29 protein-coding genes and 1 pseudogene are annotated in these 23,153 nt (G+C 70.3%); 15 read left to right on the forward strand and 15 right to left on the reverse strand.

The annotated features are described in order from the left end of the window. The 4 genes and pseudogenes from JWN68_RS00750 to JWN68_RS00765 form a co-directional block, all read left to right on the forward strand. A pseudogene (locus tag JWN68_RS00750) lies at window positions 1-300 on the forward strand (hypothetical protein); the annotation flags it as partial. Between the two features lies 1 nt (window position 301). Continuing rightward, window positions 302-595, forward strand: a complete 294-nt coding sequence (locus tag JWN68_RS00755) for a DUF1905 domain-containing protein (RefSeq protein ID WP_297733230.1) — start codon at window positions 302-304, stop codon at window positions 593-595. 26 nt (window positions 596-621) lie between these two features. After that, the gene (locus JWN68_RS00760; RefSeq protein ID WP_297733332.1) at window positions 622-999 is read left to right on the forward strand and encodes a flotillin family protein; all 378 of its coding nucleotides are present in this window, start codon (window positions 622-624) and stop codon (window positions 997-999) included. Next, window positions 996-1,709, forward strand: coding sequence for a flotillin domain-containing protein (locus JWN68_RS00765; protein WP_297733233.1), 714 nt, complete (start codon window positions 996-998; stop codon window positions 1,707-1,709). Before JWN68_RS00760 ends, JWN68_RS00765 begins: the two co-directional genes overlap by 4 nt. Window positions 1,710-1,846: 137 nt before the next feature. On the opposite strand, the gene JWN68_RS00770 is transcribed toward JWN68_RS00765, so the two are convergent. Next, window positions 1,847-2,611 carry a CDP-diacylglycerol O-phosphatidyltransferase gene (locus tag JWN68_RS00770; protein ID WP_297733236.1) on the reverse strand — a complete coding sequence of 255 codons (765 nt, stop codon included), beginning with the start codon at window positions 2,609-2,611 and terminating at the stop codon, window positions 1,847-1,849. Window positions 2,612-2,699: 88 nt separating this feature from the next. Here JWN68_RS00770 and JWN68_RS00775 point away from each other — a divergent pair, with 88 nt between their 5' ends. Next, window positions 2,700-3,041 carry a DUF2200 domain-containing protein gene (locus JWN68_RS00775; protein ID WP_297733239.1) on the forward strand — a complete coding sequence of 114 codons (342 nt, stop codon included), beginning with the start codon at window positions 2,700-2,702 and terminating at the stop codon, window positions 3,039-3,041. Window positions 3,042-3,050: 9 nt separating this feature from the next. Here JWN68_RS00775 and JWN68_RS00780 read toward each other — a convergent pair whose 3' ends face one another. Together JWN68_RS00780 and JWN68_RS00785 are read right to left on the reverse strand one after the other, a co-directional pair. Continuing rightward, entirely contained in the window at window positions 3,051-3,224 is a 174-nt protein-coding gene (locus JWN68_RS00780; RefSeq protein ID WP_297733242.1) for a hypothetical protein, read from the reverse strand. 295 nt (window positions 3,225-3,519) lie between these two features. Continuing rightward, window positions 3,520-4,209 carry a TetR/AcrR family transcriptional regulator C-terminal domain-containing protein gene (locus JWN68_RS00785; RefSeq protein ID WP_297733245.1) on the reverse strand — a complete coding sequence of 230 codons (690 nt, stop codon included), beginning with the start codon at window positions 4,207-4,209 and terminating at the stop codon, window positions 3,520-3,522. 329 nt (window positions 4,210-4,538) lie between these two features. On the opposite strand from JWN68_RS00785, the gene JWN68_RS00790 reads away from it, so the two are divergent. Further along, window positions 4,539-5,018 carry a hypothetical protein gene (locus tag JWN68_RS00790; protein WP_297733248.1) on the forward strand — a complete coding sequence of 160 codons (480 nt, stop codon included), beginning with the start codon at window positions 4,539-4,541 and terminating at the stop codon, window positions 5,016-5,018. Here the strand turns inward: JWN68_RS00790 and JWN68_RS00795 are convergent. Then, window positions 5,015-5,530 (reverse strand): metallophosphoesterase, encoded by a 516-nt coding sequence (locus tag JWN68_RS00795; RefSeq protein ID WP_297733251.1) that lies wholly within the window; start codon window positions 5,528-5,530, stop codon window positions 5,015-5,017. The genes JWN68_RS00790 and JWN68_RS00795 overlap by 4 nt on opposite strands. A gap of 104 nt (window positions 5,531-5,634) precedes the next feature. Between JWN68_RS00795 and JWN68_RS00800 the strand changes: the two genes are divergently transcribed. Continuing rightward, on the forward strand, window positions 5,635-6,717 hold the full coding sequence (locus JWN68_RS00800) for a saccharopine dehydrogenase (RefSeq protein WP_297733254.1): 1,083 nt from the start codon (window positions 5,635-5,637) through the stop codon (window positions 6,715-6,717). 42 nt (window positions 6,718-6,759) lie between these two features. Here the strand turns inward: JWN68_RS00800 and JWN68_RS00805 are convergent, their stop codons facing one another. The 4 genes from JWN68_RS00805 to JWN68_RS00820 all read right to left on the reverse strand — a co-directional run bounded on the left by JWN68_RS00805 (window position 6,760) and on the right by JWN68_RS00820 (window position 9,396). Then, window positions 6,760-7,122, reverse strand: a complete 363-nt coding sequence (locus JWN68_RS00805; protein ID WP_297733255.1) for a YciI family protein — start codon at window positions 7,120-7,122, stop codon at window positions 6,760-6,762. Window positions 7,123-7,204: 82 nt separating this feature from the next. Next, on the reverse strand, window positions 7,205-7,975 hold the full coding sequence (locus JWN68_RS00810) for a methyltransferase domain-containing protein (RefSeq protein ID WP_297733258.1): 771 nt from the start codon (window positions 7,973-7,975) through the stop codon (window positions 7,205-7,207). 30 nt (window positions 7,976-8,005) lie between these two features. Then, window positions 8,006-8,344 (reverse strand): hypothetical protein, encoded by a 339-nt coding sequence (locus JWN68_RS00815; RefSeq protein WP_297733260.1) that lies wholly within the window; start codon window positions 8,342-8,344, stop codon window positions 8,006-8,008. Window positions 8,345-8,460: 116 nt separating this feature from the next. Then, window positions 8,461-9,396, reverse strand: coding sequence for a helix-turn-helix transcriptional regulator (locus tag JWN68_RS00820; protein WP_297733263.1), 936 nt, complete (start codon window positions 9,394-9,396; stop codon window positions 8,461-8,463). Between the two features lie 187 nt (window positions 9,397-9,583). On the opposite strand from JWN68_RS00820, the gene JWN68_RS00825 reads away from it, so the two are divergent. After that, window positions 9,584-10,429: an SDR family oxidoreductase gene (locus tag JWN68_RS00825; RefSeq protein ID WP_297733267.1), complete on the forward strand. Its 846-nt coding sequence runs from the start codon at window positions 9,584-9,586 to the stop codon at window positions 10,427-10,429. Window positions 10,430-10,484: 55 nt separating this feature from the next. On the opposite strand, the gene msrA is transcribed toward JWN68_RS00825, so the two are convergent. After that, window positions 10,485-11,135 (reverse strand): peptide-methionine (S)-S-oxide reductase MsrA, encoded by a 651-nt coding sequence (gene msrA / locus JWN68_RS00830; protein WP_297733270.1) that lies wholly within the window; start codon window positions 11,133-11,135, stop codon window positions 10,485-10,487. Between the two features lie 84 nt (window positions 11,136-11,219). Between msrA and JWN68_RS00835 the strand changes: the two genes are divergently transcribed. Genes JWN68_RS00835 through ilvA form a run of 3 tightly spaced genes read left to right on the forward strand, consistent with a single transcriptional unit; the run spans window position 11,220 to window position 15,028 of the window. Continuing rightward, a complete protein-coding gene (locus tag JWN68_RS00835) occupies window positions 11,220-12,380 on the forward strand; it encodes a cystathionine gamma-synthase (RefSeq protein ID WP_297733275.1) in 1,161 nt (386 codons plus the stop codon). Window positions 12,381-12,415: 35 nt separating this feature from the next. Further along, window positions 12,416-13,798: a glutamate mutase L gene (locus tag JWN68_RS00840; protein WP_297733278.1), complete on the forward strand. Its 1,383-nt coding sequence runs from the start codon at window positions 12,416-12,418 to the stop codon at window positions 13,796-13,798. 9 nt (window positions 13,799-13,807) lie between these two features. Further along, complete coding sequence (gene ilvA, locus JWN68_RS00845) at window positions 13,808-15,028, forward strand: threonine ammonia-lyase (protein ID WP_297733281.1); 1,221 nt, start codon at window positions 13,808-13,810, stop codon at window positions 15,026-15,028. Between the two features lies 1 nt (window position 15,029). Here ilvA and greA read toward each other — a convergent pair whose 3' ends face one another. Together greA and JWN68_RS00855 are read right to left on the reverse strand one after the other, a co-directional pair. Then, window positions 15,030-15,527, reverse strand: a complete 498-nt coding sequence (gene greA / locus JWN68_RS00850) for a transcription elongation factor GreA (protein WP_297733284.1) — start codon at window positions 15,525-15,527, stop codon at window positions 15,030-15,032. Between the two features lie 195 nt (window positions 15,528-15,722). Beyond that, a complete protein-coding gene (locus tag JWN68_RS00855; protein WP_297733287.1) occupies window positions 15,723-16,157 on the reverse strand; it encodes a DUF4307 domain-containing protein in 435 nt (144 codons plus the stop codon). 33 nt (window positions 16,158-16,190) lie between these two features. Between JWN68_RS00855 and mca the strand changes: the two genes are divergently transcribed. Both mca and JWN68_RS00865 read left to right on the forward strand, forming a co-directional pair. After that, window positions 16,191-17,108 carry a mycothiol conjugate amidase Mca gene (gene mca / locus JWN68_RS00860; protein ID WP_297733289.1) on the forward strand — a complete coding sequence of 306 codons (918 nt, stop codon included), beginning with the start codon at window positions 16,191-16,193 and terminating at the stop codon, window positions 17,106-17,108. A gap of 12 nt (window positions 17,109-17,120) precedes the next feature. Next, a complete protein-coding gene (locus tag JWN68_RS00865) occupies window positions 17,121-17,381 on the forward strand; it encodes a hypothetical protein (RefSeq protein ID WP_297733292.1) in 261 nt (86 codons plus the stop codon). Window positions 17,382-17,383: 2 nt separating this feature from the next. On the opposite strand, the gene pcaD is transcribed toward JWN68_RS00865, so the two are convergent. From pcaD to JWN68_RS00880, 3 genes are read right to left on the reverse strand one after another with little or no spacing between them, the layout of a single operon-like run. Next, window positions 17,384-18,172 (reverse strand): 3-oxoadipate enol-lactonase, encoded by a 789-nt coding sequence (gene pcaD / locus JWN68_RS00870; protein WP_297733295.1) that lies wholly within the window; start codon window positions 18,170-18,172, stop codon window positions 17,384-17,386. After that, window positions 18,172-19,800, reverse strand: a complete 1,629-nt coding sequence (locus tag JWN68_RS00875; protein WP_297733298.1) for an acetyl-CoA C-acetyltransferase — start codon at window positions 19,798-19,800, stop codon at window positions 18,172-18,174. Before JWN68_RS00875 ends, pcaD begins: the two co-directional genes overlap by 1 nt. Beyond that, complete coding sequence (locus JWN68_RS00880) at window positions 19,761-20,231, reverse strand: YhjD/YihY/BrkB family envelope integrity protein (protein WP_297733301.1); 471 nt, start codon at window positions 20,229-20,231, stop codon at window positions 19,761-19,763. The genes JWN68_RS00875 and JWN68_RS00880 overlap by 40 nt, the downstream gene beginning before the upstream one ends. 260 nt (window positions 20,232-20,491) lie before the next feature. Between JWN68_RS00880 and JWN68_RS00885 the strand changes: the two genes are divergently transcribed. Beyond that, the gene (locus JWN68_RS00885; RefSeq protein ID WP_297733304.1) at window positions 20,492-21,424 is read left to right on the forward strand and encodes a DUF1353 domain-containing protein; all 933 of its coding nucleotides are present in this window, start codon (window positions 20,492-20,494) and stop codon (window positions 21,422-21,424) included. A 31-nt stretch (window positions 21,425-21,455) separates the two neighbouring features. Here JWN68_RS00885 and JWN68_RS00890 read toward each other — a convergent pair whose 3' ends face one another. Beyond that, on the reverse strand, window positions 21,456-22,178 hold the full coding sequence (locus tag JWN68_RS00890; RefSeq protein WP_297733306.1) for a hemolysin III family protein: 723 nt from the start codon (window positions 22,176-22,178) through the stop codon (window positions 21,456-21,458). Window positions 22,179-22,277: 99 nt separating this feature from the next. On the opposite strand from JWN68_RS00890, the gene JWN68_RS00895 reads away from it, so the two are divergent. Then, complete coding sequence (locus tag JWN68_RS00895; RefSeq protein WP_297733309.1) at window positions 22,278-23,057, forward strand: isoprenyl transferase; 780 nt, start codon at window positions 22,278-22,280, stop codon at window positions 23,055-23,057. Window positions 23,058-23,153: the final 96 nt, after the last annotated feature.

Genomic DNA, 23,153 nt, shown 5'->3' on the forward strand with positions numbered 1-23,153 from the left:
GCACGCGGCTCCGCCCGGCACGACGCCTACGTCGGCGGGGAGTGGTCGCTCAAGGACACGGTGAGGTACCTCGTCTTCGCCCACGACTGCTGGAGGGGGCAGATGCTGCTGGACGACGGGCCTTTCCAGCGGGGTCTGCCCAACACCGACCTCACGACCGAGCGGACCGGGACTCCGGCTCCGGCGTGGGGCGAGGAGACGCACACGGTCGCCAACTGCGTCGACACCTTGATGCGCGAGCACTCCGAGCACCGACGGTTCATCGAGCGCGACCTCGCCAGGATCCTCGAGGAGGGGTGACGTGGAGCTCGAGTTCGCCGGCGAGGTGGTGGAGTGGCGCGGGCCGGCGCCGTACTACTTCGTCCCGCTCCCGCCCGACGAGGCCGAGCTGATCGACGAGGTGAAGGCCGAGGTCGCCTATTGGGGAGTCATCCCGGTGACGGCGTGGCTCGGGGAGACGACGTTCACGACCTCGATGTTCCCTCGCGACGAGACCTACTTCCTGCCGCTCAAGGACGCAGTGCGCCGCGCGGAGGGCGTGGGGCTGGGTGACGTCGTCGAGGTCCGGCTCTCGCTGGGACGCGAGTCGAGCTGACTCAGGGGGCGGGCAACGCTGACCAGATCCGGCTCGCGGCCCAGCGGTTCCTCAGCCAGCAGGAGGAGGTCGAAGCCTTCACCCAGGAGGTGCTCGCGGGCGCGCTGCGTTCCATCGTCGGCGGGTTGACGGTCGAGCAGATCATCCGTGACCGCGCGGCGTTCGCCCAGCGCGTCGCGGACGAGTCGGAGAACTCCCTGACCGGTCAGGGCCTCATCCTCGACACCTTCCAGATCCAGGACGTCACCGACGACGGCACCTGCCTCGCCGACCTCGGCCGCCCCGGGTCCGCCCGGATCAGCCAGACCGCGCGCATCGCCGAGGCCAACGCCCGCCAGGGCGCCGAGCAGGCCTCGACCGCCGCTGAGCAGGAGATCGCCATCGCCCAGCGTGCGCCGCCTTGAAGCAGGCCGAGATCAAGGCCGAGACCGACGCGGCGTCCGCCAACGCGGCGGCTGCCGGCCCGTTGGCCCAGGCCGACCGCGACCAGGCCGTGCTCCTGGAGCAGGAGAAGGTCGCGGTCCGCCAGGCCGCGCTGACCGAGCGCCAGCTGGAGACGGAGGTCCGCAAGCCCGCCGACGCGGCGCGCTACAAGGTGGAGCAGGAGGCCGAGGCCAACCGGACCGCCGAGATCGCTGCCGCGGAAGGGCGCAAGGCTGCGACCATCGCTGCCGCCGAGGCCAAGGCCGAGGAGACGCGCCTCAACGGTGAGTCGGAGAAGAGCCGCCGTTCGGCCCTGGCTGAGGCGGAGGCGATCGAGGGTGCCAAGCGTGGTGAGGCGGAGAAGGCCCGGCGTGTGGCAGAAGCCGACGCCACCCGCGCCGAGGGTGAGGCCACCGCAGCCGCGACGCGGGCTGTCGGGCAGGCCGAAGCAGAGGCGATGGACAAGCGGGCCGAGGCCTTCGCCCACTACAACGACGCCGCCGTCCTGCAGATGCTGATCGAGGTGCTGCCGCAGATCGCCCGCGAGGTGGCTGCACCGATGGCCAACATCGACCAGCTGACCATCGTGTCCACCGACGGCACCGGCGCCCTGCCCCGCCAGGTCAACGACAACGTCGCGCAGACCCTCAACATGCTCAAGACGTCGACCGGCCTCGATCTGGGGCGCTGATCAAGAAGTCGATCGGCAGTGCCGCTGAGGGTGCCGGTCTGGACGTCAACGGCACCCAGCCGGCTCCGCCGGCATAGGACAGAGCCGCCCCTCATCGAAGGTAGTCAGCCTGCCGAGCGCGTCAGGGGCTGCGGGCCTCAGGCCGCCCGCGCGGCGGCCCGGCTGCGGTGAGCCGTCAGGTAGAGGCTCAGGACGACGTAGTAGGCGATGTAGGCCACCGAGATCGCCAGCCAGATCGGCGACGGATCACCATCCGAGGCCTGGTTGAGCAGCACGGCGTAGCTGGCGAGCCACAGGGTGGTGAGGGCGAGGGTCAACGTGCGCAAGGTGGTGGTCCGCGAGGGGTAGACGTAGCCGATCGGGACGAAGACAAGGACGGCGCACACCAACAGGAGCGCCGCAGTGCTGGTCGGCTCCAGGTCGAGGACCACGACGTAGAAGGCAGCGATGTTCCAGTAGCTCGGGAAGCCGAGGAACAGGTGGTCCTCGGTCTTCGCGTCCACCCGGCAGAACTGGTAGACCGATGCCACGAGTGGGACGACGGCCAGCACCGTCGCGGACGTGCCCTCACCGAGATACCCGGCGCTCCACAGCAGGACCATCGGGGTGAAGGCGTACGTGAGGTAGTCGACGATGTTGTCCAGCAATGCGCCGTCGAACCACGGCACCCGCCTCTTCACCTGCACGTAGCGAGCCATCATGCCGTCCGTGCCGTCCACGACCATGGTCGCCAGGCCCAGCCAGAGGGCGCGGACGGTGTCGCCCTCCATGACGGCGATCACCGTGAGGAAGGCGAGCGCGACCCCGGAGGCGGTGTAGGCGTGGACCAGCCAGGCGGCGATGGTCCACGCCCATGCGCGGCCGGGCGACTCAGCCGGGGCTGGGACCTGCTGCGGACCCACTGGTCTCCTCTGCTGAGCGGCGCGGGGGCGGCCGGTCCGTGTCGAGGACCTCACGCGAATCATGCCAGAGGTCCCTACGCTGAAGGCCATGAGCCGGATCTTCACCGTCAGCGTCGCCTCGGTCTACCCCCACTACGTGGCGAAGGTGGAGAAGAAGGGACGCACCCAGGCCGAGCTGGACCAGGTGATCGAGTGGCTGACCGGATTCGACGCCTCGGAGCTGGCCGACCACCTCGCTGCCGGCACGACCTTCGAGGACTTCTTCGCAACCGCCCGGCTCAATCCGAACGCGACCTTGATCACGGGCGTCATCTGCGGGCACCGGGTGGAAGAGATCGAGGACCCGCTCATGCAGAAGATCCGTTACCTCGACAAGCTCGTCGACGAGCTCGCCCGGGGCACGGCGATGGACAAGGTGCTGCGGGGCTAGGGGCGCCCGTCACCGGTTGGCGTCGTCCCGCACCAGGCGTATCCAGCCCAGCGCCAGGGCGCCGGCAGCCCATGCCAGCATCGTGACGACGGCTGAGGTCCGGGTCGTGTCCTCCGCGATCCGCTCGCCGGTCAGCAGGAACATGGCTCCGCTGCCGGGCAGGATCTCCGCGAGGCCGGCCATCGACTCGTAGCCGAACTAGGGGAGGGTGACGGGTAGCAAGAGCATCAGCAGGAAGATCGAGATGAGCGCCCCCGCCGTGCTCCTCAGCACGAAGCCGAGACCGGCCGCGAGCGCACAGCTCGCGGCGAACACCATGCCGACCGTGCCGAATCACGTCGAGGCGTTCGTCGAGCGGGAGCTCCAGGATGTCTGGCGCGAGGCTGAAGGCCGCCACCCCGCTGGCGAGCGAGCGCGGGTGGTCGGAAGGGGTGGACGGGGCGCGGAGGTTGTGTGCCGGCCGATGCCGAAGGTCCGGTCAGCCGAGCTGGCGCGCGAACCCGTCGAGGATCAGGTCGAGGGTGAACTCGAACTCGGGCTGGCTGTCGCACCATCCGAGCATGTCGCCGTCGTTGGTGTGAATCTCGGAGGCGACCATGGCGGTGATGTGCGGCAGCATCTCGGCCATGGCAATGAGCTCGGCCTCGGCCACCTCCGTGTCCACGCTCGTGCCGGTCGCGGCCGGGCTGAACAGCTCCTGCACGAAGCCCAGCGGCATGCTGGCGAAGGTGTGGAGCGCGCGGTGCGCGAGGTGGTAGGAGAAGCCGCCCTCGATCATGGTCGCCAGCAGTGCCTCGTAGATCCCGAAGATGCTCGGTGGGACCGAGGTGCGGCTCCCGATCAGCGCAGGCGCCCACGGGTGCCGCAGCATCACGGTCCGGGCGGCCAGGAACCGTCGCCGCAACGTGCGCTGCCAGTCCAGCGGGCCTTCGGACTCCTCGACCGCATGGACGGCCTGGTCGATCTCCGCCACGACCGTGTCGACCAGTCCCTCGAGCAGGGCCTCCTTCCCCGAGAGGTGGTGGTAGAGGGACATGGCCTCCACGCCCACGGTGGCCGAGAGCCGCCGCATGGTCACGGCGCCCAGCCCCTCGGCGTCGGCGAGCTCGACGGCGGCTGCCAGGAGCCGGTCGCGGCTCAGGGGCTCACGTCTGCTTCGAGCTGGCACGTCGTCCTCCTCCACATCGGTTGCGGGGAACTTACGTCGTATGGTTACATGGCACATCTTACGTTGTAAGGCCAGTGGGGCGCGGCGGGACCGGACGGTCCGGAGCTGCCGGAACGTGACCGACCATCGTTCTTCGCTGACCGCGGGGACGCTGTGCTGCCAGACGGTGCGTGCTGCACCGGCCAGGACGTAGCCGGAGCGGCGCGACACGGCTGCTCGAAGACCCGTCGCTCGCCTCCGGCCGCGCCCTCTCGAGCGCGACGCACCAGGCGCGCTGGACCGGTACCCAAACGGTGAACCACGATCCGCCGCGGTGGTAGGAAGGCCGTGTGGTTGACGCACGCATCACGGCCGACAACCTCGGCGCCTGGCTGATCAAGTGCCAGCCGAAGGCCAACCCCGAGCTGCCGCGGACGATCCGCGAGGGCGACCCGCAGCCGGTCACCAGATGGTGTGTCGCCGACAACTACCGCAGCCGCATGATGGCGTCCGGCGACCGAGTCGTGCTGTGGGTCTCCGGCGACGGCCGTGAGCTGGCCCGCGGGATCTGGGGCCTGGGCTGGGTGACTGGCCAGGTCCCTCCCATGGTCGACGAGCTCGGCGCGGAGACGGGGAAGCTCGAGGTCCCGCTCCACCTTCCGCTGCTCTCCTCGGGACTGACGGCCGAGACGATCAGGGCCGCCGGCATCAGCGATCTCGAGGTCCTGCGCCTGCCGCAGGGCTCGAATCCCTCGTGGGTGTCCGTCGACCAGCTCACCGCGCTCGGCGAGCTGCTCGGAGACTGGCCGGCGTTCTCCGCGCCGACCTAGGCGGTCGTGCGGGGCGGCAGCCGGTGCAGGGTGACGTCCGTGAGCTGGCCGGCGTCCGCCGTGGCGGTGAGGTAGGTGCACCAGGGCTGGCGACGACGGTCCGTGGGGGAGCCCGGGTTCAGCAACCGCAGTCCCGTCGCGGTGGTGGTGTCCCACGGGATGTGGCTGTGGCCGAAGACGAGCACGTCGAGGTCCGGGTAGAGCGCGCTGCAGCGTTCCTCTCGTCCCTTCGACGCTCCGGTCTCGTGGACGACGCCGAGGCGGAGGCCCTCGATCTCGACACGCGCCACCTCCGGCAGCCGGTCGCGCAGCGCGCCGTGGTCGTTGTTGCCGAAGACCGCCACGAGTCGACGCGATCGGGCCTCCATCTCGTCGAGGAGTCGTACGTCGACCCAGTCCCCGGCGTGGATGACGACCGCCGCGTCCTCGATCTCGTGCCACAGCTCGGGTGGCAGGTCCCGGGCGCGTTTGGGCACGTGCGTGTCGGCCACGATCGCCAGGGTCGTGGTCATCGATGTCCACCGGACCGGGCCGCGAATCCCATGAAACCGATTGTGGCAGTCCCCGTGCCGGGGCTCGCGCGCCCGGTCAACGCCGCGTTTGGCATTCTGTTCGCATGCAGTCCGTCCATGTGTGGATCCGGTCCGAGTCCCGCAGCACCGAACGGCGGGCACCCGTCGTACCCGCCGACGTGCCGCTGTTGCTCGACGCCGGGTTCGAGGTGACCGTCGAGGACTCGCCACAACGCGTCTTCGCCACCGAGGAGTACGCCGCAGCCGGGGCGTTCGTCGTGGGCGCGGACACCTGGCCGGACGCGCCACCCGACGCCTACGTCCTCGGCATCAAGGAGCTCCCCGACGAGCCGGCGGCGCTGCGTCACCGGCACATCTACTTCGCGCACGCCTTCAAGGGCCAGGAGGACGCCCAGCGCACGTTGGAGCGGTTCGGCCGCGGCGGGGGCCGGTTGCTCGACATCGAGTACCTCACCGGCGACGACGGCAGGCGCGTGGTGGCGTTCGGCTACTGGGCGGGTTACGTCGGTGCCGCTCTCGGCGTGCTGCACCTGGCCGGCCGGCTCGCCGGACCGCTCGCCCCGATGACCAGGCACGAGCTCGACGAGGAGCTGGAGCAGGCGGGGAAGGCCGGGGCCGACCAGCTGTTGGCGTTGGTCACCGGGGCCCGGGGACGGTCGGGTCGTGGTGCGCAGCGAGCGTTGATGACCGCCGGTGTGCCGCTCACCCGGTGGGATCGTCAGGAGACGCGGGACCTGCACAAGCAGGCGCTCCTCGGCCACGACCTGCTGGTGAACTGCGTGGTCACCCACACCCCGACGGCTCCGTTCGTGGAGCTCTCCGACTTGGATCATGAGCGCCGGTTGCGGGTCCTCGCCGACGTGACCTGCGATGTCAGCGGCCCCACCAACATGCTCCCGGTCAACACCGAGATCACCACGTGGCAGCAGCCGACCAGGCGCCTGCACGCTGGCGACCCGGAGCACAACAGCGCGCCACTGGACGTCATCGCCATCGACAACCTGCCCTCGCTGCTCCCACGCGAGGCGAGCGAGGGGTTCAGTGCTGACCTCACCCCTCACCTGCTCGGGCTGGCCGAGGTGGACGGGCCGTCAGGACCGTGGCGCGCGGCCGGCCGCGCGTTCGACGAGGCGATGGAAAGGCTCGGGGCCGACCGGAACCGGTGACGGCGCGCCCGTCGACCCGCAGGGGTCGAGCCCGCCCGGCGGCTAGGTCCGTCTGTCCGGCCGCTGCTTGACGCGGCGGACCTCCTGGGGCCAACCACACCCCTCCGCGATCCGGCCCGCCCACATCCGGGCGGTCTCCTCGTCCGGTACGTCGATGATGGTCAACCCGCCGAGGAACTCCGTGGTCTCGGCGTACGGCCCGTCGGTGACCGACACCGTGCCGCTGGTGGCGTCGGCACTGAACGCCTGGTCGATGTCCTCCTCTAGCCCTCCGGCCCAGACGAGGACGCCCGCGGCCTCCATGTCGTGGATCACCGCCACGGAGGGTTCCACGCGCGACTGGAACCACTCCATGTCGTGGTCGCCGACCCACTGCTGATTGAAGAAGATGATGTATTCGGTCATGTCGCTCCTCTGTCCGGGCGGGCCCCTGCGGCTGCTCTCCCACTGTGACGTGCGAGCGGGACGGAATTCGACATCCTCAGGATCAAGGTTTCGTGGCGATGACTTGATACATCCCGCCGATGCGCAGGTAGGGCTCCTGGTCGCACAGCGCCAGCTCGAGTCGAAGCAGGTCGTCGAAGTAGTCCGCCTCGTTCTTTGCGTCGTTGTCCGTCAGCAGGTCGTTGGCGATCCGGCTGCGGTAGCGGCGAAGCACCGACAGCCCGACCTCACCGAGCCCATCCTCCAGCTCGCCCATCTCGACCTTGCGGATGTCATGGTCGACGAGGACCGCGTGCTTCGACTCCGCTCCCAGCTCTGCCATCGCGGCAGCGGGCCCACTGGTGACCAGCTGCCGGAGCACCATGCCGACCGGGTTGGGAACGACCACGGAGAGGGTGCCGCCCGAGCGGACGAAACCGGCCAACGTGGCGAGGTCGCGAGTGCCCGCGGGGAGATACTGGAGCACGAAGTGACACAGCACGAGGTCGAACTCGCCCAGGTCCGGGGGCGAGGAGAGGTCTCCTTCGATCGTCCGGACGCGCACCCCGGCGGCACGAGCACGACGCTCCGCCTCGTCGAGCCAGCCCCGTGACTGATCGAGGACGGTGACGTCATGTCCGGACGTGGCGAGCGGCAAGGCGTCCATGCCGTCGCCACCACCGACGTCCGGGATCCTGAGCTTCGTCCCGAGTCGTGAGGTCTCGCGTCTCAACGTCTCCTCGACCACGGCGTATCGCACTCGGGCCCACGGGCTCGAGGTGTAGTCGCGCCAGGCGGTCAGCCGGTCCGAGAAGACGTCAGTGACGGGTTGCATCCCACACGACACGGACAGGGCCGCGACCAATCAGTCGGGTGCGTGGGGCTCCAGATAGCTCAAGGCCACCCCGCGCGATCGTGCGTGCTCGATCTCGCGGCGGGTGCTCTCCCCGACGTAACCACCCACGTCGACGATGAGGACCTCGTCCGCCATGGAGGCCTTCTGGAGGTGGATGCGGCCGAGTCGTGCGCGTTCCTCGACGTTGAGCTCCCGTGAGGGAGGCAGGGCGGTCGGGGTCAGCACGACGTGTCCGGCGAGCGTCAGCTCAGCATCGATACGTTCGAACTCCTCGCGGAAGCTCATGGAGCCGCAGAGCGTGATGACGGTGAACTCGTCGGGCGCGGCTCGCGCTTCCTCTGTTGGCACCCGGGCGAGGCTGACAACGCCGGATCACGCGTCGGAAGGAAACCGACCCCCGTGTTCGCGTGGCACTGGTAGCCGAAGGGGTTGTTCGCGTAGAGGCACCTGCTCGTGAGTGCGCTTCAATCGCCTTCGCGTGGGGCACCGTGCTCTGCGTCTCGCCGAAGGAAGGGGTCGTCGGCCGTAGCGCCCCAGCTGGCTAGTAGGTGCAGGGCGTCGTGGCTGGGCGATCCCCGCTCCGCGGTGTAGACGAGGAGGCTCTGGGTGGGGTCGGCCGGAAGGGGGAGGGACTCGAAGGGCAGGTCGAGGTCACCGACGACGGGGTGGTGGAAGAGCTTGACGCCGCTGGTGTGGATGCGGACGTTGTGGGCGGCCCAACGGCGGCGGAAGTCCTCGCTGCGGGTGGAGAGCTGCCCGATGAGATCGGAGAGGTCCCGGTCGTAGGGATCGCGGCCGGCTTCGGCGCGCAGCAGGGCGACCGTGTCGTTGGCGGCCTGGTCGTAGTCGCGGAAGAACCGAGTCGCTGCCGGGTCGAGGAAGACGAACTTGGCGGTGTTGGCCGGCTGTTCTTGCGCGGCCAGGACCGGCGAGTAGAGGGCTGCCCCCAGGTCGTTGGTGGCCAGGACGTCCAATCGGCCGTTGAGCACCAGGGCCGCGGTGCCGGCCATCGAATCGAGGATGCGCTGGACGGTGGACCGCACCTTCTGACGGGCAGGGCGACGCCGTAGTGCACGAGTGCTGCCAGCGGTGCGGAGCAGGTCTTCGAGGTGGGTTCGCTCTGCTTCGTCGAGCTGGAGCGCGTGGGTCAAGCCCTCGATCACGCTCTCGGAAACGCCGGTGGCGTTGCCGCGCTCGAGCTTGGTCATGTACTCGGGTGAGATTCCCGCCAGGCTGGCGACCTCGGAGCGGCGCAGCCCCGGCACCCGACGACGTTCGCCGCCGTAGACAGGCAGACCTGCCTGCTCGGGGGTGATGCGGGCGCGGCGGGTCGTGAGGAACTCGCGGATCTGTGCCCGGACATCGCCACGAACGTCACGGTCCTCGTGTGGCGTGGTCATGACCTCGACTCTACGTGCGGTTCGGGCCACGTGAGGGTCCCTGTGAGTACCCCTCTGAGCGGGTCTCCCACCTTCGCGCTCGGGCTGGTTCCGTAGTGGATGTCACCGACGACAGACGGTGGCCGGACAGGTATGACTCCGTCTCCGCCGCGAGTCGCGCGGCGCTTCACACAGGAACAGGATCCACATGAACGAGAAGAACGTCTGGTTCATCACCGGCGCCGGTCGAGGCCTCGGCGTAGACGTCGCCACGGCGGCTCTGGCGGCCGGCCACGCCGTGGTCGCCACCGCCCGCAACGCCGAGTCCGTGACCAAAGCGCTCGGCGAGCACGACGACCTGCTGGCCGTCGAGCTCGACGTCACCGACCCCGCCGCCGCCCAGGCCGCGGTCGCTGCCACCGTTGAGCGGTTCGGCCGGCTGGACGTGCTGGTCAACAACGCCGGCAGCTTCCAGGCCGGGTTCTTCGAGGAGATGGCACCCGGCGCGTTCCGCTCCCAGATCGAGACCACTCTGCTCGGGCCGGTCAACGTCACCCGCGCCGCGTTGCCGCAGCTGCGCACGCAGCGCTCCGGACTCGTCATGACGATCTCCTCCACCGCCGGCATCACCTCTCCGGTGGAGTTCACCAGCGCCTACGCCGCCTCAAAGTTCGGGGTCGAGGGATTCATGGAGGCCTTGGCCCCCGAGGTCGCACCATTCGGCATCAAGACCATGCTCGTCGAGCCGGGCTTCTTCCGCACCGAGCTCCTCTCCCCACAGTCCACGCAGTACGCCGAGCCCTCGATCGCCGACTACGCCGACCGCACGACCGCGACCGTTCAGGCGTGGCAGGGGATGGACGGCAAGCAGGGCGGCGACCCGATCAAGCTCGCCGACGCCCTTGTCCACCTGGCTGCCCGCGACGAGCCGCCCCTTCGGTTCGCCGCCGGCGAGGACGCCATCGCGGCCTTCGAGCAGAAGGCCGACCAGCTCCGCGCACAGGCCGACGCCCACCGCGAGCTGTCCAGCAGCCTCGCCCACGACGACGCGTGACCCACCATCCGGGGGGCTGCGCGGCCCACAGCGTCGGAACCGGCTCACGGTTCGGTCAGGTCGTCTGGGGGAACCTGACCCCCGTGTTCGCGTGGCACCGGTAGCCGAAGGGGTTCTTCGCGAGGTACTGCTGGTGCTGGTCCTCGGCGTAGAAGTAGCCAGCCTCGGCGGCCGGGCGGATCTCGGTGGTGATGGAGCCAAGGCGGCGTCGGGTGAGCTCGTCGCCGTACACCTTGGTCAGGTCGCGTGCGGTGGTCTCCTGCTCGGGCGACATGAAGTAGATCGCCGAGCGGTACTGCGTGCCGACGTCGTTGCCCTGCTGCATGCCCTGGGTCGGGTCGTGGATCTCGAAGAACTTCTTCACCAGGTCGGCGAAGGACGTGAGATTCGGGTCGAAGACGATGCGGACGGCCTCGGTGTGGCCGGTGCGTCCCGAGCAGACCTCGTCGTACGTCGGGTGCGGCGTGTGGCCGCCGGCGTAGCCGACCGACGTCGACCAGACGCCGGGGACCTGCCAGAAGATCTCCTCCGCGCCCCAGAAGCACCCGAGACCGAAGATCGCGACCTCGTGGCCAGCGGGGACGTCGTCGCTCACGACCGGCGTCTTGAGGACCACGTGCTCGCCAAGGGTCCAGGGCTGGCTGTCCCGACCCGGCAGGGCGTCGTCGGGGGAGGGCAGGGTGGAGGGCTTTCCGAATCCGAACATGTCTCCATTGTCCGGGTCGGACCAACAATTGCCTCGCACCTGTCCGTTGAGACGTGGGACACGCGCTTGGCCTAGTCTCGATCCGTGACCCAAGAACACATCAACAAGGCCGGGTTCGAGACGCGTGCGATCCACGCAGGCTACGAGCCCGATGAGGCGACCGGCGCGGTGATCCCGCCCATCTACGCGACGAGCACCTACAAGCAGGACGGTGTCGGCGGGATGCGCGGGGGCTACGAGTACAGCCGCTCCGGCAACCCGACCCGCACCGCGCTCGAAGGCGCGCTGGCAGCCGTGGAGCAGGGCGAGCGGGGCTTCGCGTTCGCCAGTGGCCTGGCGGCCGAGGACACGCTGCTGCGCTCCCTGATGCGACCCGGCGACCACGCGGTCATCCCGGACGACGCCTACGGCGGGACCTACCGGCTCTTCGACAAGGTCGCCAAGGTCTGGGGCCTCGACCACAGCCCGGCGGCGGTCTCGGACGTCGAGGCCATGCAGGCCGCGATCATCGCGGGCCGGACCAAGATCGTCTGGGTGGAGACGCCCACCAACCCGATGCTGAACATCGGCGACATCGAGGCCCTCGCGAGCGTGGCCCACGACGCCGGAGCGTTGCTGGTCGTCGACAACACCTTCGCCTCGCCCTACCTCCAGCAGCCGTTGACGCTGGGCGCGGACGTGGTGGTCCACTCGACGACGAAGTACGTCGGCGGGCACAGCGACGTCGTCGGGGGAGCCTTGGTCGTGCGCGACCTCGAGCTCGCCGACAAGATCGCCTTCCACCAGAACTCCATGGGCGCCGTCCCCGGCCCCTTCGACGCGTTCCTGACCCACCGCGGACTCAAGACCCTCGGCGTGCGGATGGACCGTCACTGCGACAACGCGGAGAAGGTCGTCGACTTCCTGAGCGGCCACGCAGGAGTCGCGGAGGTCATCTACCCCGGCCTCGAGCAGCACCCCGGCCACGCCGTGGCCGCCAAGCAGATGAAGCGCTTCGGGGGCATCATCAGCTTCCGGGTGACCGGTGGTGAGCAGCACGCGCTCGACGTGTGCGCCAAGGCCGAGGTCTTCACCCTCGCCGAGTCGCTCGGCGGCATCGAGTCGCTCATCGAGCACCCGGGCCGGATGACGCACGCCAGCGTCGCTGGCACCGACCTCGAAGTCCCCTCCGACCTGATCCGGCTGAGCGTGGGCATCGAGACGGTCGAGGATCTGCTGGCCGACCTCGAGCGAGCCCTCTCGTGATCGGCGGTTGGCGTGATCGGCGCGCGGCGTGATCGGTGCGTGAGGTGACGGTCGTCATCTGCGTCGACTTCGGCTCCACCTTCACCAAGGCTGCACTGGTCGACCTCGACGAGGGCGCGATCGTCGCGAGCGTCAGCCATCCCACGACGATCGAGACCGATGTCCTCGACGGGTACGACGCCTGCCTGGCCGCGCTCACTGCCCATGACCCGCGCGCCGCGGATGCCGAGGTCCTCGCGTGCTCGAGCGCCGGGGGTGGGCTGCGGATCGCGGTCGTCGGCAACGAGGAGCTGGTCACTGCCGAGGCCGGTCGCAGGGTCGCCCTCAGCAGCGGCGGCAAGGTCGTCGCCGTACGCGCCCTCAGCCAGGGCGACGACCTCGACGACCTGGCCGAGCCCGACGTGGTGCTCCTGACCGGGGGCACCGACGGAGGCAACGGCGCCGTGCTCGTCGACGCCGCCGTCCGGCTGGTGGCCAGCGGCTGGCGGGGACCCGTGGTCGTGGCGGGCAACACGGACGTACGCGACGAGGCCGCAGCGGTGTTCGCCGGGCTGCCCTGCGTGCTCGCCGACAACGTCGTGCCCCGCATCGGCGTGCTGGCGCCCGAGTCGGCGCGAGCCGCGATCCGCGAGATGTTCCTCGCCCACGTGATCGGCGGCAAGCACCTGAGCCGGCGCACCGACTTCACGGCCATGGTCAAGGGCGCGACACCGGACGTCGTGCTGAGGGGTGTCGAGCTGTTGGCCCGCGGCCTGGGATTCACTGAGGACGGCAGAGCGCGCCCGGGCGCCGGCGACGTGGTCGTGGTCGACGTGGGGGGAGCGACCACGGACGTGCACAGCGTGGTCGAGATCGACCCCGAGCACAGCGGCCTGGCTCGTGAGGTGGTGGCGACGACTCCTGTCACCCGGACCGTCGAAGGTGACCTGGGTATGCGTTGGTCGGCGGTCAGCACCGTTGCCGCGGCCGGTCTCGACCACCTGGTGGAGGCCGCTGAGCGGCGGCACGCCGAGCCGGGCTTCCTCCCCGACTCGGACGAGGAGCGCCTCGTCGACGAGGCCATCGCCAAGGCTGCCGTGGAGACCGCGCTGAAGCGTCACGCCGGACGCAGCAAGGTGGTGCTGAGCCCGGAGGGCCGCGTCGTCGAGCGCACGGGCAAGGACCTCCGCGAGGTCGACCTGCTGGTCGGCTCGGGTGGCGCGCTGCGCAACGGTGCCGAGGGCGTCGTGGGGCGGGTGCTGCTGCCGGCCACCGGTGAGCACGACGGCGGGTGGCAGCTGCCCCGCGCGCCGCGCACGGTGCTCGTGGACCACCACCAGGTCCTGGCCGCGGCGGGCCTGCTGGCGGCTCGACACCCGGACGCCGCCCACCGCCTGCTGGAGCGGTTCGCTGCCACGAGCGACGCTGCGGGTGAGTAGCCTGCAGGCATGACTGAGGTGGGTGTGGGCAGCGTCTCGCTGGCGGACGTGGAGGCCGCCCGAGTGACACTGGCGGACGTTGTGGTGCGCACGCCGATGGAGGAGTCACGATGGCTGTCGGCGCTGACCGACGGACCGGTGATGCTCAAGTGCGAGAACCTCCAGCGCACCGGTTCCTTCAAGATCCGGGGTGCCTACCTGCGCATCTCCCGCCTCTCAGCTGAGGAGCGGGCGGCGGGTGTCGTCGCGGCCAGCGCCGGCAACCACGCGCAGGGCGTGGCCCTGGCGGCCTCGCTCCTCGGCATCAAGTCCACGGTCTTCATGCCCGAGGGCGCGCCGATCCCCAAGGAGAAGGCGACCAGGGCGTACGGCGCAGACGTCCGCTTCCACGGGCGCTACCTCGAGGACGCGATGGTCGAGGCGCGCCGCTTCGCCGAGGAGACCGGCGCGGTGATGATCCACCCCTTCGACCACGTGGACGTCGTCGCGGGCCAGGGCACGGCCGGGCTGGAGATCCTCGAGCAGACGCCGGACGTCAAGACGGTGATCGTGCCGACCGGCGGCGGCGGGCTGCTGGCGGGCATCGCGGTCGCGATCAAGGCCGCGCGTCCCGACGTGCGCATCATCGGCGTTCAGGCCGAGGGGGCCGCGGCCTTCCCGGGCTCGTTGCGCCAGGGCGAGCCCGTCCCGTTGTCGACGATGACGACCATGGCCGACGGGATCGCGGTCGGTCGGCCCGGCGACATCACCTTCGCTGCCGTGCGCGACCATGTCGACGAGATCCGGACGGTCTCCGAGGAGTCCCTCTCCAAGGCACTGCTGGCCCTGATCGAGCGGGCGAAGATGGTCGTGGAGCCGGCGGGGGCGGCGGCGGTCGCTGCGGTCCTCGACTCACCGTCCCACTTCGAGTGCCCGGCGGTCGCCGTGCTCTCCGGCGGCAACATCGACCCGCTGCTGCTCAGCAAGGTCATCCGCCACGGTCTCGCCTCCGCGGGTCGGTTCCTCTACCTCCGCGTCGTCATCCCCGACCTGCCCGGCGGCCTGGCGGGGCTGCTGGCTCGCGTCGGGGACGCCGGCGCCAACGTGCTCGACGTCGCTCACGAGCGGATCTCCCCAACCCTCAACCTCAACGAGGTCGAGGTCCGCATCCAGCTGGAGACGCGTGGGGATGTCCACGCGGCGGCGGTCATGGCCGAGCTGCGCGCCGCGGGCTACACCGTCTTCGAGTAGCTCAGCTGCGGTAGGGCTCCGCGTCGACGATGTCGACCTGGATCTCCTTGCCGTTGGGCGCGGTGTAGGAAACCGTCTCGCCCTTGTCGTGGCCGTTGATGGCAGCGCCCATGGCTGACTGCGGCGAGTACACGGCCAACGTGTCGCCCTCGGCGAGGTTCTCCCGCGCACCGAGCAGGAACTTCTCGGTCTCGTCCTCGCCGGTGAACCGGACGGTCACCACCATGCCGGGTTCCACGACACCGTCGTTGGCCGGCGTCTCGCCGACCTCGGCGCGGCGCAGCATGTCCTCGAGCTGACGGATCCGGGCCTCCTGCTTGCCCTGCTCGTCCTTGGCCGCGTGGTAGCCGCTGTTCTCCTTGAGGTCGCCCTCGTCGCGCGCGGCTGAGATCTTCTCGATGATCTCCGCGCGGCGCGGGCCCCTGAGGTCGTCCAGCTCGGCGGTGAGCTTGTCGAAGGCGTCCTGCGTGAGCCAGATGGTGCCGGCGTCCTGGGTCATGTCGGTGTGCTCCTACTAGGTGGAAACGCACATTGTCGCGTCCACTCGGTGGTGGTGTGGTGGTCCTGCTCCGAAGCCGTTCGGCTCGCGCTCGCAGCCGCGCAATGGGCGGTCGCTGCCGGGCGGGCAGATGATCAGGTTAGCAAGTCGGGCCGATCGGTGCAGATCGGCGCGGCGAACTGTGCTGGGGCACCCTCACCGAGGTCGCGGGTCAGTGGGGGTCGAGCAGCCGATCAGCTCGACCCTGAAGGCCCGCCGATCGGTGCGGATGGTGACGTCGTTGCGACCCTGGACGGGGGTGAACGAGACTTCGCCGACGATCGTGCGGTCCGCGGCGAAGGCGGTCACCCGACAGCTGGCGACCACATCGCCGAGATCGCCCTCGAGTCGTACGGCGACGTGCGCGACCACGGAGCTGTCGCTCGCCACGTCGAAGCCGACCAGGTTGGACTCAGCCGACGGCGTGGCGTTCACCCACGCGATCCAGGCGACCCAGCCGATGAACACTGCACCCAGCACGGCCACGGCGCCGATGAGTGCCCGTCGGCGCCAGGGCGGCGGTGCGGCGTACCGCTGCGCGAGGTCGCTGTCCGCTGCAGCCGCGGGACGGGGTGCTGCCGGCTCGGTCACAGCGCCCAGCGTAGAGAACCTAGACTCAACCGCATGTCGCAGCCTGCCTCCTCTGCCGCATCCGACGCCACGACGCTGCCGCGCGCCGGATATCGCCTGATGCATGTCCACGCCCACCCGGACGACGAGTCGAGCAAGGGTGCGGCCTCGACGGCGAAGTATGTCGCCGAGGGGGTCGACGTCCATGTCGCCACCTGCACCGGCGGCGAGCGCGGCTCGATCCTGAACCCGAAGATGGACCGGCCCGACATCCTGGAGAACATCACCGAGGTCCGCCGCCAGGAGATGGAGCGGGCGCGCGACATCCTCGGCATCCGGCAGGACTGGCTGGGCTTCATCGACTCGGGCTGGCCCGAGGGCGACCCGCTGCCGCCGCTGCCGCAGGGGTGCTTCGGCCTCGTCGACGTCGAGGTCGGCGCCGAGCCGCTGGTGAGGCTGATCCGCGAGTTCCGTCCGCACGTGCTGACGACCTACGACGAGAACGGAGGCTACCCGCACCCCGACCACATCATGTGCCACAAGATCTCCGTCGAGGCGTTCCACGCTGCGGGAGACCCTGAGCGCTACCCCGAGGCGGGGGAGCCGTGGCAGCCCCTCAAGCTCTACTACCAGCACGGCCACAGCCGGCCCAAGGCCGTTGCGCTCCACGAAGCGATGCTCGCCCACGACCTGGAGTCCCCGTGGGCCGAGCGGCTCGCGAAGTGGAAGGAGCGTCCCGACTCCGATGCCCGGGTGACGACGAAGGTGCCGTGCTCGGACTACTTCGGCGTCCGCGACCAGGCCCTGCTCGCGCACGCCACGCAGATCGACCCGGACGGCTGGTTCTTCTCCATCCCGCGGGAGATCCAGGCAGCGACCTGGCCGACGGAGGACTTCGAGCTGGTCGTGAGCCACGTCGCTTCCGAGCTCCCGGAGGACGACCTCTTCGCCGGCATCACCGCTCCCGCCTGAGAGACTGGTCCCATGCTCACCGTGCTGACTGCCACCCAAGAGGGACCCGCACCCGAGGACGTCAAGGCCGGATGGGTGGCGCTGATCATCTTCCTGCTGCTCGTCGGTGCGGTCGCCCTGCTGGGCTTCAGCCTGTTCAAGCACCTGCGCATCTCGCGCGAGTCCAGGGATCTCGGCCTGTACGGCGACAGCACGGACAGCCCCGGCAGCACGGGCAGCCCCGACAGCACGGACGACCCGGCGACACCGGGCGGGTCGACACAGTCGTCCTGAGGTCAGGAGGGTGCCGCGAGGTGCTCGATGATGGCCGCGGTGACGACCTCGGGCTGCTCGACGTTGGCTAAATGGGCGGCGCCGGGCACGACGAGGAGGCGACCGTCCGCGACGTCCTCTGCGATGGTCCTGAGGTGCTCCGGCGGAGTCGCTGGGTCGTCGGCGCCGGCGATCGCCAGGGTGGGCGCGGTGATCCGCGCCAGGTCGTCGCGCAGGTCCAGCGCGGCGACCGCCTCGCAGCATGACGCGTAGCCCTCGGACGGGGTGTCGGCGATGCTCGCGACCCATTGCTCCCTGACCTGCGGCTGGGCGGCGAGGTAGGGGGCGGTGAACCATCGCCCGACGACGGTCTCCGCCACGGCGCTGGTGCCGGAGGTCCGCACCACGGCTGCCCGCTCGTGCCAGGCGCTGGCGGGTGCGAGCCGGGCGCTCGTGGACACGACCACGAGCCGCTGGACGCGCTCGGGGTTGCGCGCTGCCACCCGCATCGAGGTCATCGCGCCGAGCGACAGACCGACGAGGTGCGCCCGCTCCACTCCCAGGGTGTCGAGGAGGGTGACCACGTCGTCGGCCAGGTCGTCGATGTTGTAGGGCCCGGGCGGCACGGGGGAGCCGCCGTGGCCGCGCATGTCGTAGCGGACCACCCGGAATTGCTCGGTGAGCGCCTCGGCCTGGGCGTCCCACATGGCGTGGGTGGCGCCGAGGGAGTTCGACAGCACGACGACCGGTGCGTCCGGGCGCCCGGTGACGACGTGGTGGACGGGCACGCCCGACCTCGGTCGACCCGTCATCAGCCCACCCGCTCGAAGATCGCGGCGAGACCCTGGCCGCCCCCGATGCACATGGTCTCCAGGCCGTAGCGCGCCTCGCGGCGATGCATCTCGTGGCCCAGCGTGGCCAGGATGCGCGCGCCGGTGGCGCCGACCGGGTGGCCGAGGGAGATGCCGGAGCCGTTGGGGTTGAGGCGCTCGTCGTGGGCGTCGAGGCCCCACTCACGCAGGCAGGCCAGCACCTGGGCGGCGAACGCCTCGTTGAGCTCGATCAGGTCGATCTCGTCGAGGGTGAGCTCCGCTCGATCCAGCGCGGCCGCGGTCGCCGGCACCGGCCCGATGCCCATGACCTCGGGTCCGACCCCCGCGACGGCCCACGACTTGAGGGAGAGGAGCGGACGGAGGCCCAGGCGCTCGGCGTCGGCGCGCGTGGTGACGACGCACATGGCGGCCCCGTCGTTCTGGCCGCTGGCGTTGCCGGCGGTGACGGTCGACCCGGGGTCGACCTTCTCCCGGACCGGCCGCAGCGCTGCGAGCTGCTCGAGCGTCGTGTCGGGGCGGGGGTGCTCGTCGCGGTCGACGACCACGTCGGGCTTGCCGCGTCGGCCCGGTACGGTGATCGGGACGAGCTCCGAGGCGAACCTGCCGGCGTCGTGGGCGGCAGCGGCCCGTTGCTGGGAGCGGACGGCAAGCTCGTCCTGCTCCTCTCGGGAGACCGAATACTCCCGCCGCAGGTTCTCCGCTGTCTCGAGCATCCCACCCGGGACGGGGTGGTCCTTGCCGCCGGCGGTCTCGCGGGCGCGGACCAGGCGGTCCATCAGCTCGACGCCGCCACTGCGGACGCCGGTACGCAGACCCAGCGCGTAGTGCTCGACGTTGGACATCGACTCCACGCCACCGGCCACGATGACCGCTCCTCCTCCGCTGGCGATCTGCGCTGCGGCGTACAGGACGGCCTGCAGGCCCGAGCCGCAACGCCGGTCGAGCTGGAGCCCGGGAACACCCGTCCCGAGTCCGGCGTCGAGGGCAGCGATCCGGCCGATGGCGGGGTTCTCGCCGCTGGGGTAGCAGTTGCCCAGGATCACGTCGTCCACGTCGCCCTCCGTGAGACCGGTCCGGCGGACCAGCTCGGCCAGGGTCTGGGAAGCGAGGTCGACGGCGGAGAGTGGGGCGAGGGAGCCGCCGTAGCGGCCCACGGGCGTCCGCAGGGGCTCACAGATGACGATGTCGGGCATGGGTCGACGGTAGTGCGTCGTGAGTGCAGTCATGCGCTCAGTCGTCGCCGGCGGTGTCATCGACCAGGCTGGGGTCGGACGTCCCGGGTCGGGCAGCGCGGGGTCGCCCGAGCCAGCCCGCAAGGCCTCGAGCTGGGCGCAGACGGCCGTGCCGAGGAACAGCGCGACCGAGGACAGCAGGGCCCACAGGAGCAGCGCGAAGATGCCGGCGAGCGGGCCGTACACGCTGCCAAACGACCCGCTCAACGAGACGTAGAGGGCCAGGCCGAGGGTGGCCAGCGCGCTCACCACGGCGGCGATACCGGCACCGAGGGCCAGCCAGGTCAGCGACGGCTGGCGACGGCGCGGGGCATGGTCCAGGAGCACCGCGATCGTCAGGACGAGAAGGGACAGGTTGATTGGCCAGCGCAGCACGCTCCACCACTGGAGCGTGTCCGACGACCACCCGTAGTTGTCGACCATGGCCTGGCCCAGCGCGCTGCCCCCACGATCATCACAAAGCCGACGGCCACGGGGCCGGAGAGCACGCCCGTGAGGACGGCGGCGCGACCGTACTTCGCGAGCGCCTTGCGGTCGCGCCGGATGCCGTAGATGCGGTTGGCGCCGCGTTCGACCTGCGTCATCGCCGTGGTCATCGAGAGCAGGGCGAAGCCGAGGCCGAACACCAGGGCCACCTCGCCGGCCTTCTCCGAATCGTCGGACTTCTCCACCGCGGACGTCAGCGCGTCGTCGCTGTCACCCGCGCCGGGCGACAGGGAGTCGACGACGTGTGCGACCACGTTCGCCGGCCGCTCCTCGTCGAGGTCGGCAGCCAGGCCGGTGAGGGCCAGGAGGAACGGCACCACCGCCAGGCAGGCCTGGAGGCCGAGCGCGGGAGTTGGTAAACCCGTCGCCGTACCGGAAGCGGCCGAAGGACTCGACCGCCGCCACCCTCGTCAGGCCGTGCTTGCGTGCGGGGTGCCAGGCGGCGAGGGCGTCGAGCTCGTCGCCATCCATCTCGGTCGTCACGGGCACGAGCCGGGCGGTCGTCCTGGGCGAAACCATAGATCCGCATCGACCGGGCAGTGATCGCGTGGTGTCGGTGGTGGGTGCCAGAGTGTCCTGCATGCGATCTCGGGGGCTGGACGGACAGGTGCAGAGCGAGCCGCGCCGCTTCTACGACGGCGGGGTGCTGGCGATCGGGGACCGCATCGGCCTGCCCCCCGACCCCGAGGCCGACCCACGGATCGTGCTCGAACGGCACCTGCCGGACGGCGTCGAGATCTTCAGCCTCGCGCGCCGGATCGCCTACCGCGACCGGGTGCTCGGTGAGCTCCTGGTGCCCGCGTCACCCGACTTCCGCACCGACCTGACCTCGACCCCGGCGCTCTTCACCTGGTTGGTCCCCAAGACCGGGGCGCACCTGCCCGCCGCGCTGGTGCACGACGCGCTGGTCGACGGCGGTGGCGCGCCCTCCTACACGTCCACGGAGGGCCACGCCGTCACTCGGGTGGAGGCCGACCGGGTCTTCCGCGACGCCATGGCAGACACCGGCACCGGCATCATCCGTCGCTGGATCGTGTGGTCGGCCGTGACGGCGGCGACGATCTTCGTGCCGGGTGGTCTGCCGTGGCCGACAGCCACGAGATGGGCCCACCGCGCGGGAGTGGCAGTCTCGCTCGCGGTGATCGTCTATCTCGGCTACAGCGCCACCGGCGATCTGTTCGACCGTGCGTGGCCTCTCGCCTGGCAGGTGCCCTGGATGGGGGACCACCTCTGGTGGGTGGAGGTCCTTGGCGGGTTGACCGGCGCGATCGTGATCCCGTTGGTGCTCAGCCTGCTGTGGGGCCGTTTCCGCGTGGCCGGTGCCATCGCCGGGACGACGCTGGCCGTCCTGCTGCACGTCAGCGTCGCCCTGGGCTTGATCTCACTGGGCTATCTCGTCCTGGAGCGGCTCTCGGTGCGTGCACCGCTGGTCGCGCGAGCCGTGGCGATCACTTCTGCCTTCGCCGCCCTGGCGGGTTTCGCCTGCTTCACCCTGGGCAGCCCGCCGGGTTGAGTGACCTCAGCGCAGCAAGTAGGTCGCGACCTCAGCGCAGCGAGTAGGTCGCGACCGAGACGCCGACGTAGTGGCTGACGAAGGCCAGGATGGTGAAGGTGTGGAAGACCTCGTGGAAGCCGAACCACTGCGGCCACGGGTTGGGCCGCTTCATGCCGTAGATGACGCCGCCGATCGTGTAGAAGGCGCCGCCGACCGCGACCAGGGTGATGACCACGGTGCCGGTGCCGGCGCCGTAGCGCTCCATGGCGCCAGTGACGAAGTCGCCGAAGAAGAAGACCGGGGCCCAGCCCAGGGCGATGTAGATGGGCGCGGACAGCCAACGCGGGGCGCCGGTCCACAGCAGCTTCATCAGGACTCCGGCGATCGCGCCGCCCCAGACGATGGTGAGCATCGTCCACCGCTCGCGACCCTCGAGCAGCAACAGCGCGAACGGCGTGCAGGACCCCGCGATCAACAAGAAGATGTTGGAGTGGTCGAAGCTCCTCAGGCGCGCGTGCGCCGTGGGTGACCAGTTGCCCCGGTGATAGATCGCGGAGACGGCGAAGAGCAGCAGTGCGGTCCCGGCGAAGACGGCAGAGCCGGTCCGGGTGACGCCATCGGGGGACAACGCCACCAGCACGACGCCCGCGAGGAGGGCGAGCGGGGCGACGGCCAGGTGCAGCCAACCGCGCAGTCGCGGCTTCGCCTCAGCGATCGCGTCCTCGACGCGCCCGGAGAACTCGTCGAAACGGTCTCGCAGGATGTCGGTCATGCACAAAACGTACGCGACAGGGGGTCGTATGTGCCCCGAACGCGAGGCACTTCACCTCCAGCGCCACCCCGTGGGGTGGGACCTCGCTACGATCGGGGCGTGGCGAAGGTGAGGGACGCGGTGCGGCGGGTGCTCTACCCCGCCTACGAGCACCGCTTGGCGAAGTTCCTCCCGGCCGACCGCATTCCCCAGCACATCGGGGTGATGCTCGACGGGAACCGTCGCTGGGCCAAGGCGGTCGGACTCGACACCGCGGGGGGCTACCAAGCGGGTGCCGACAACATCTTCCCGCTGCTCGGCTGGTGTGAGGAGGTCGGCGTCAAGGTCGTCACCCTGTGGTTGCTCTCGAGTGACAACCTCACCAACCGCCCGCCCGAGCAGATGGCCGGGCTGCTCGCGATCATCGAGGGGGCGGTCGAGTCACTGGCTGCGCAGAAGAAGTGGCGCATCCATCCCGTCGGGGCCCTCGACCTGCTGCCGGCGCCGACCGCCGAGAAGCTCAAGGCTGCCGAGGACGAGACCCGCGACATCCGCGGCATCCTGGTCAACATCGCCGTGGGGTACGGCGGTCGCCGTGAGATCGCCGACGCCGTCCGCTCGCTCATGCAGGAGCATGCGGCGCTCGGCACCACCCTGGAAGAGCTGGCCGACGTCATCGACGTCGAGCACATCGCCGACCACCTCTACACCAAGGGCCAGCCCGACCCCGACCTGGTGATCCGCACCTCGGGCGAGCAGCGTCTGGGCGGGTTCCTGCTGTGGCAGAGCGCGCACTCCGAGTTCTACTTCTGCGAGGCCCTGTGGCCCGACTTCCGTCGAGTCGACTTCCTCCGGGCCATCCGTGCCTATGCCGAGCGGGAGCGTCGCTTCGGGTCCTGAGCTCGACCCCACCCGTCCGGACAGGGGTCGCGAACCGTTCACCCCGCGTTCTGGCGTGTCGCGGCGGATGGCTTGCCTCCCGGGCGTACTTTCGGA

Source organism: Nocardioides sp., assembly GCF_025964975.1.
GTDB lineage: Bacteria > Actinomycetota > Actinomycetes > Propionibacteriales > Nocardioidaceae > Nocardioides.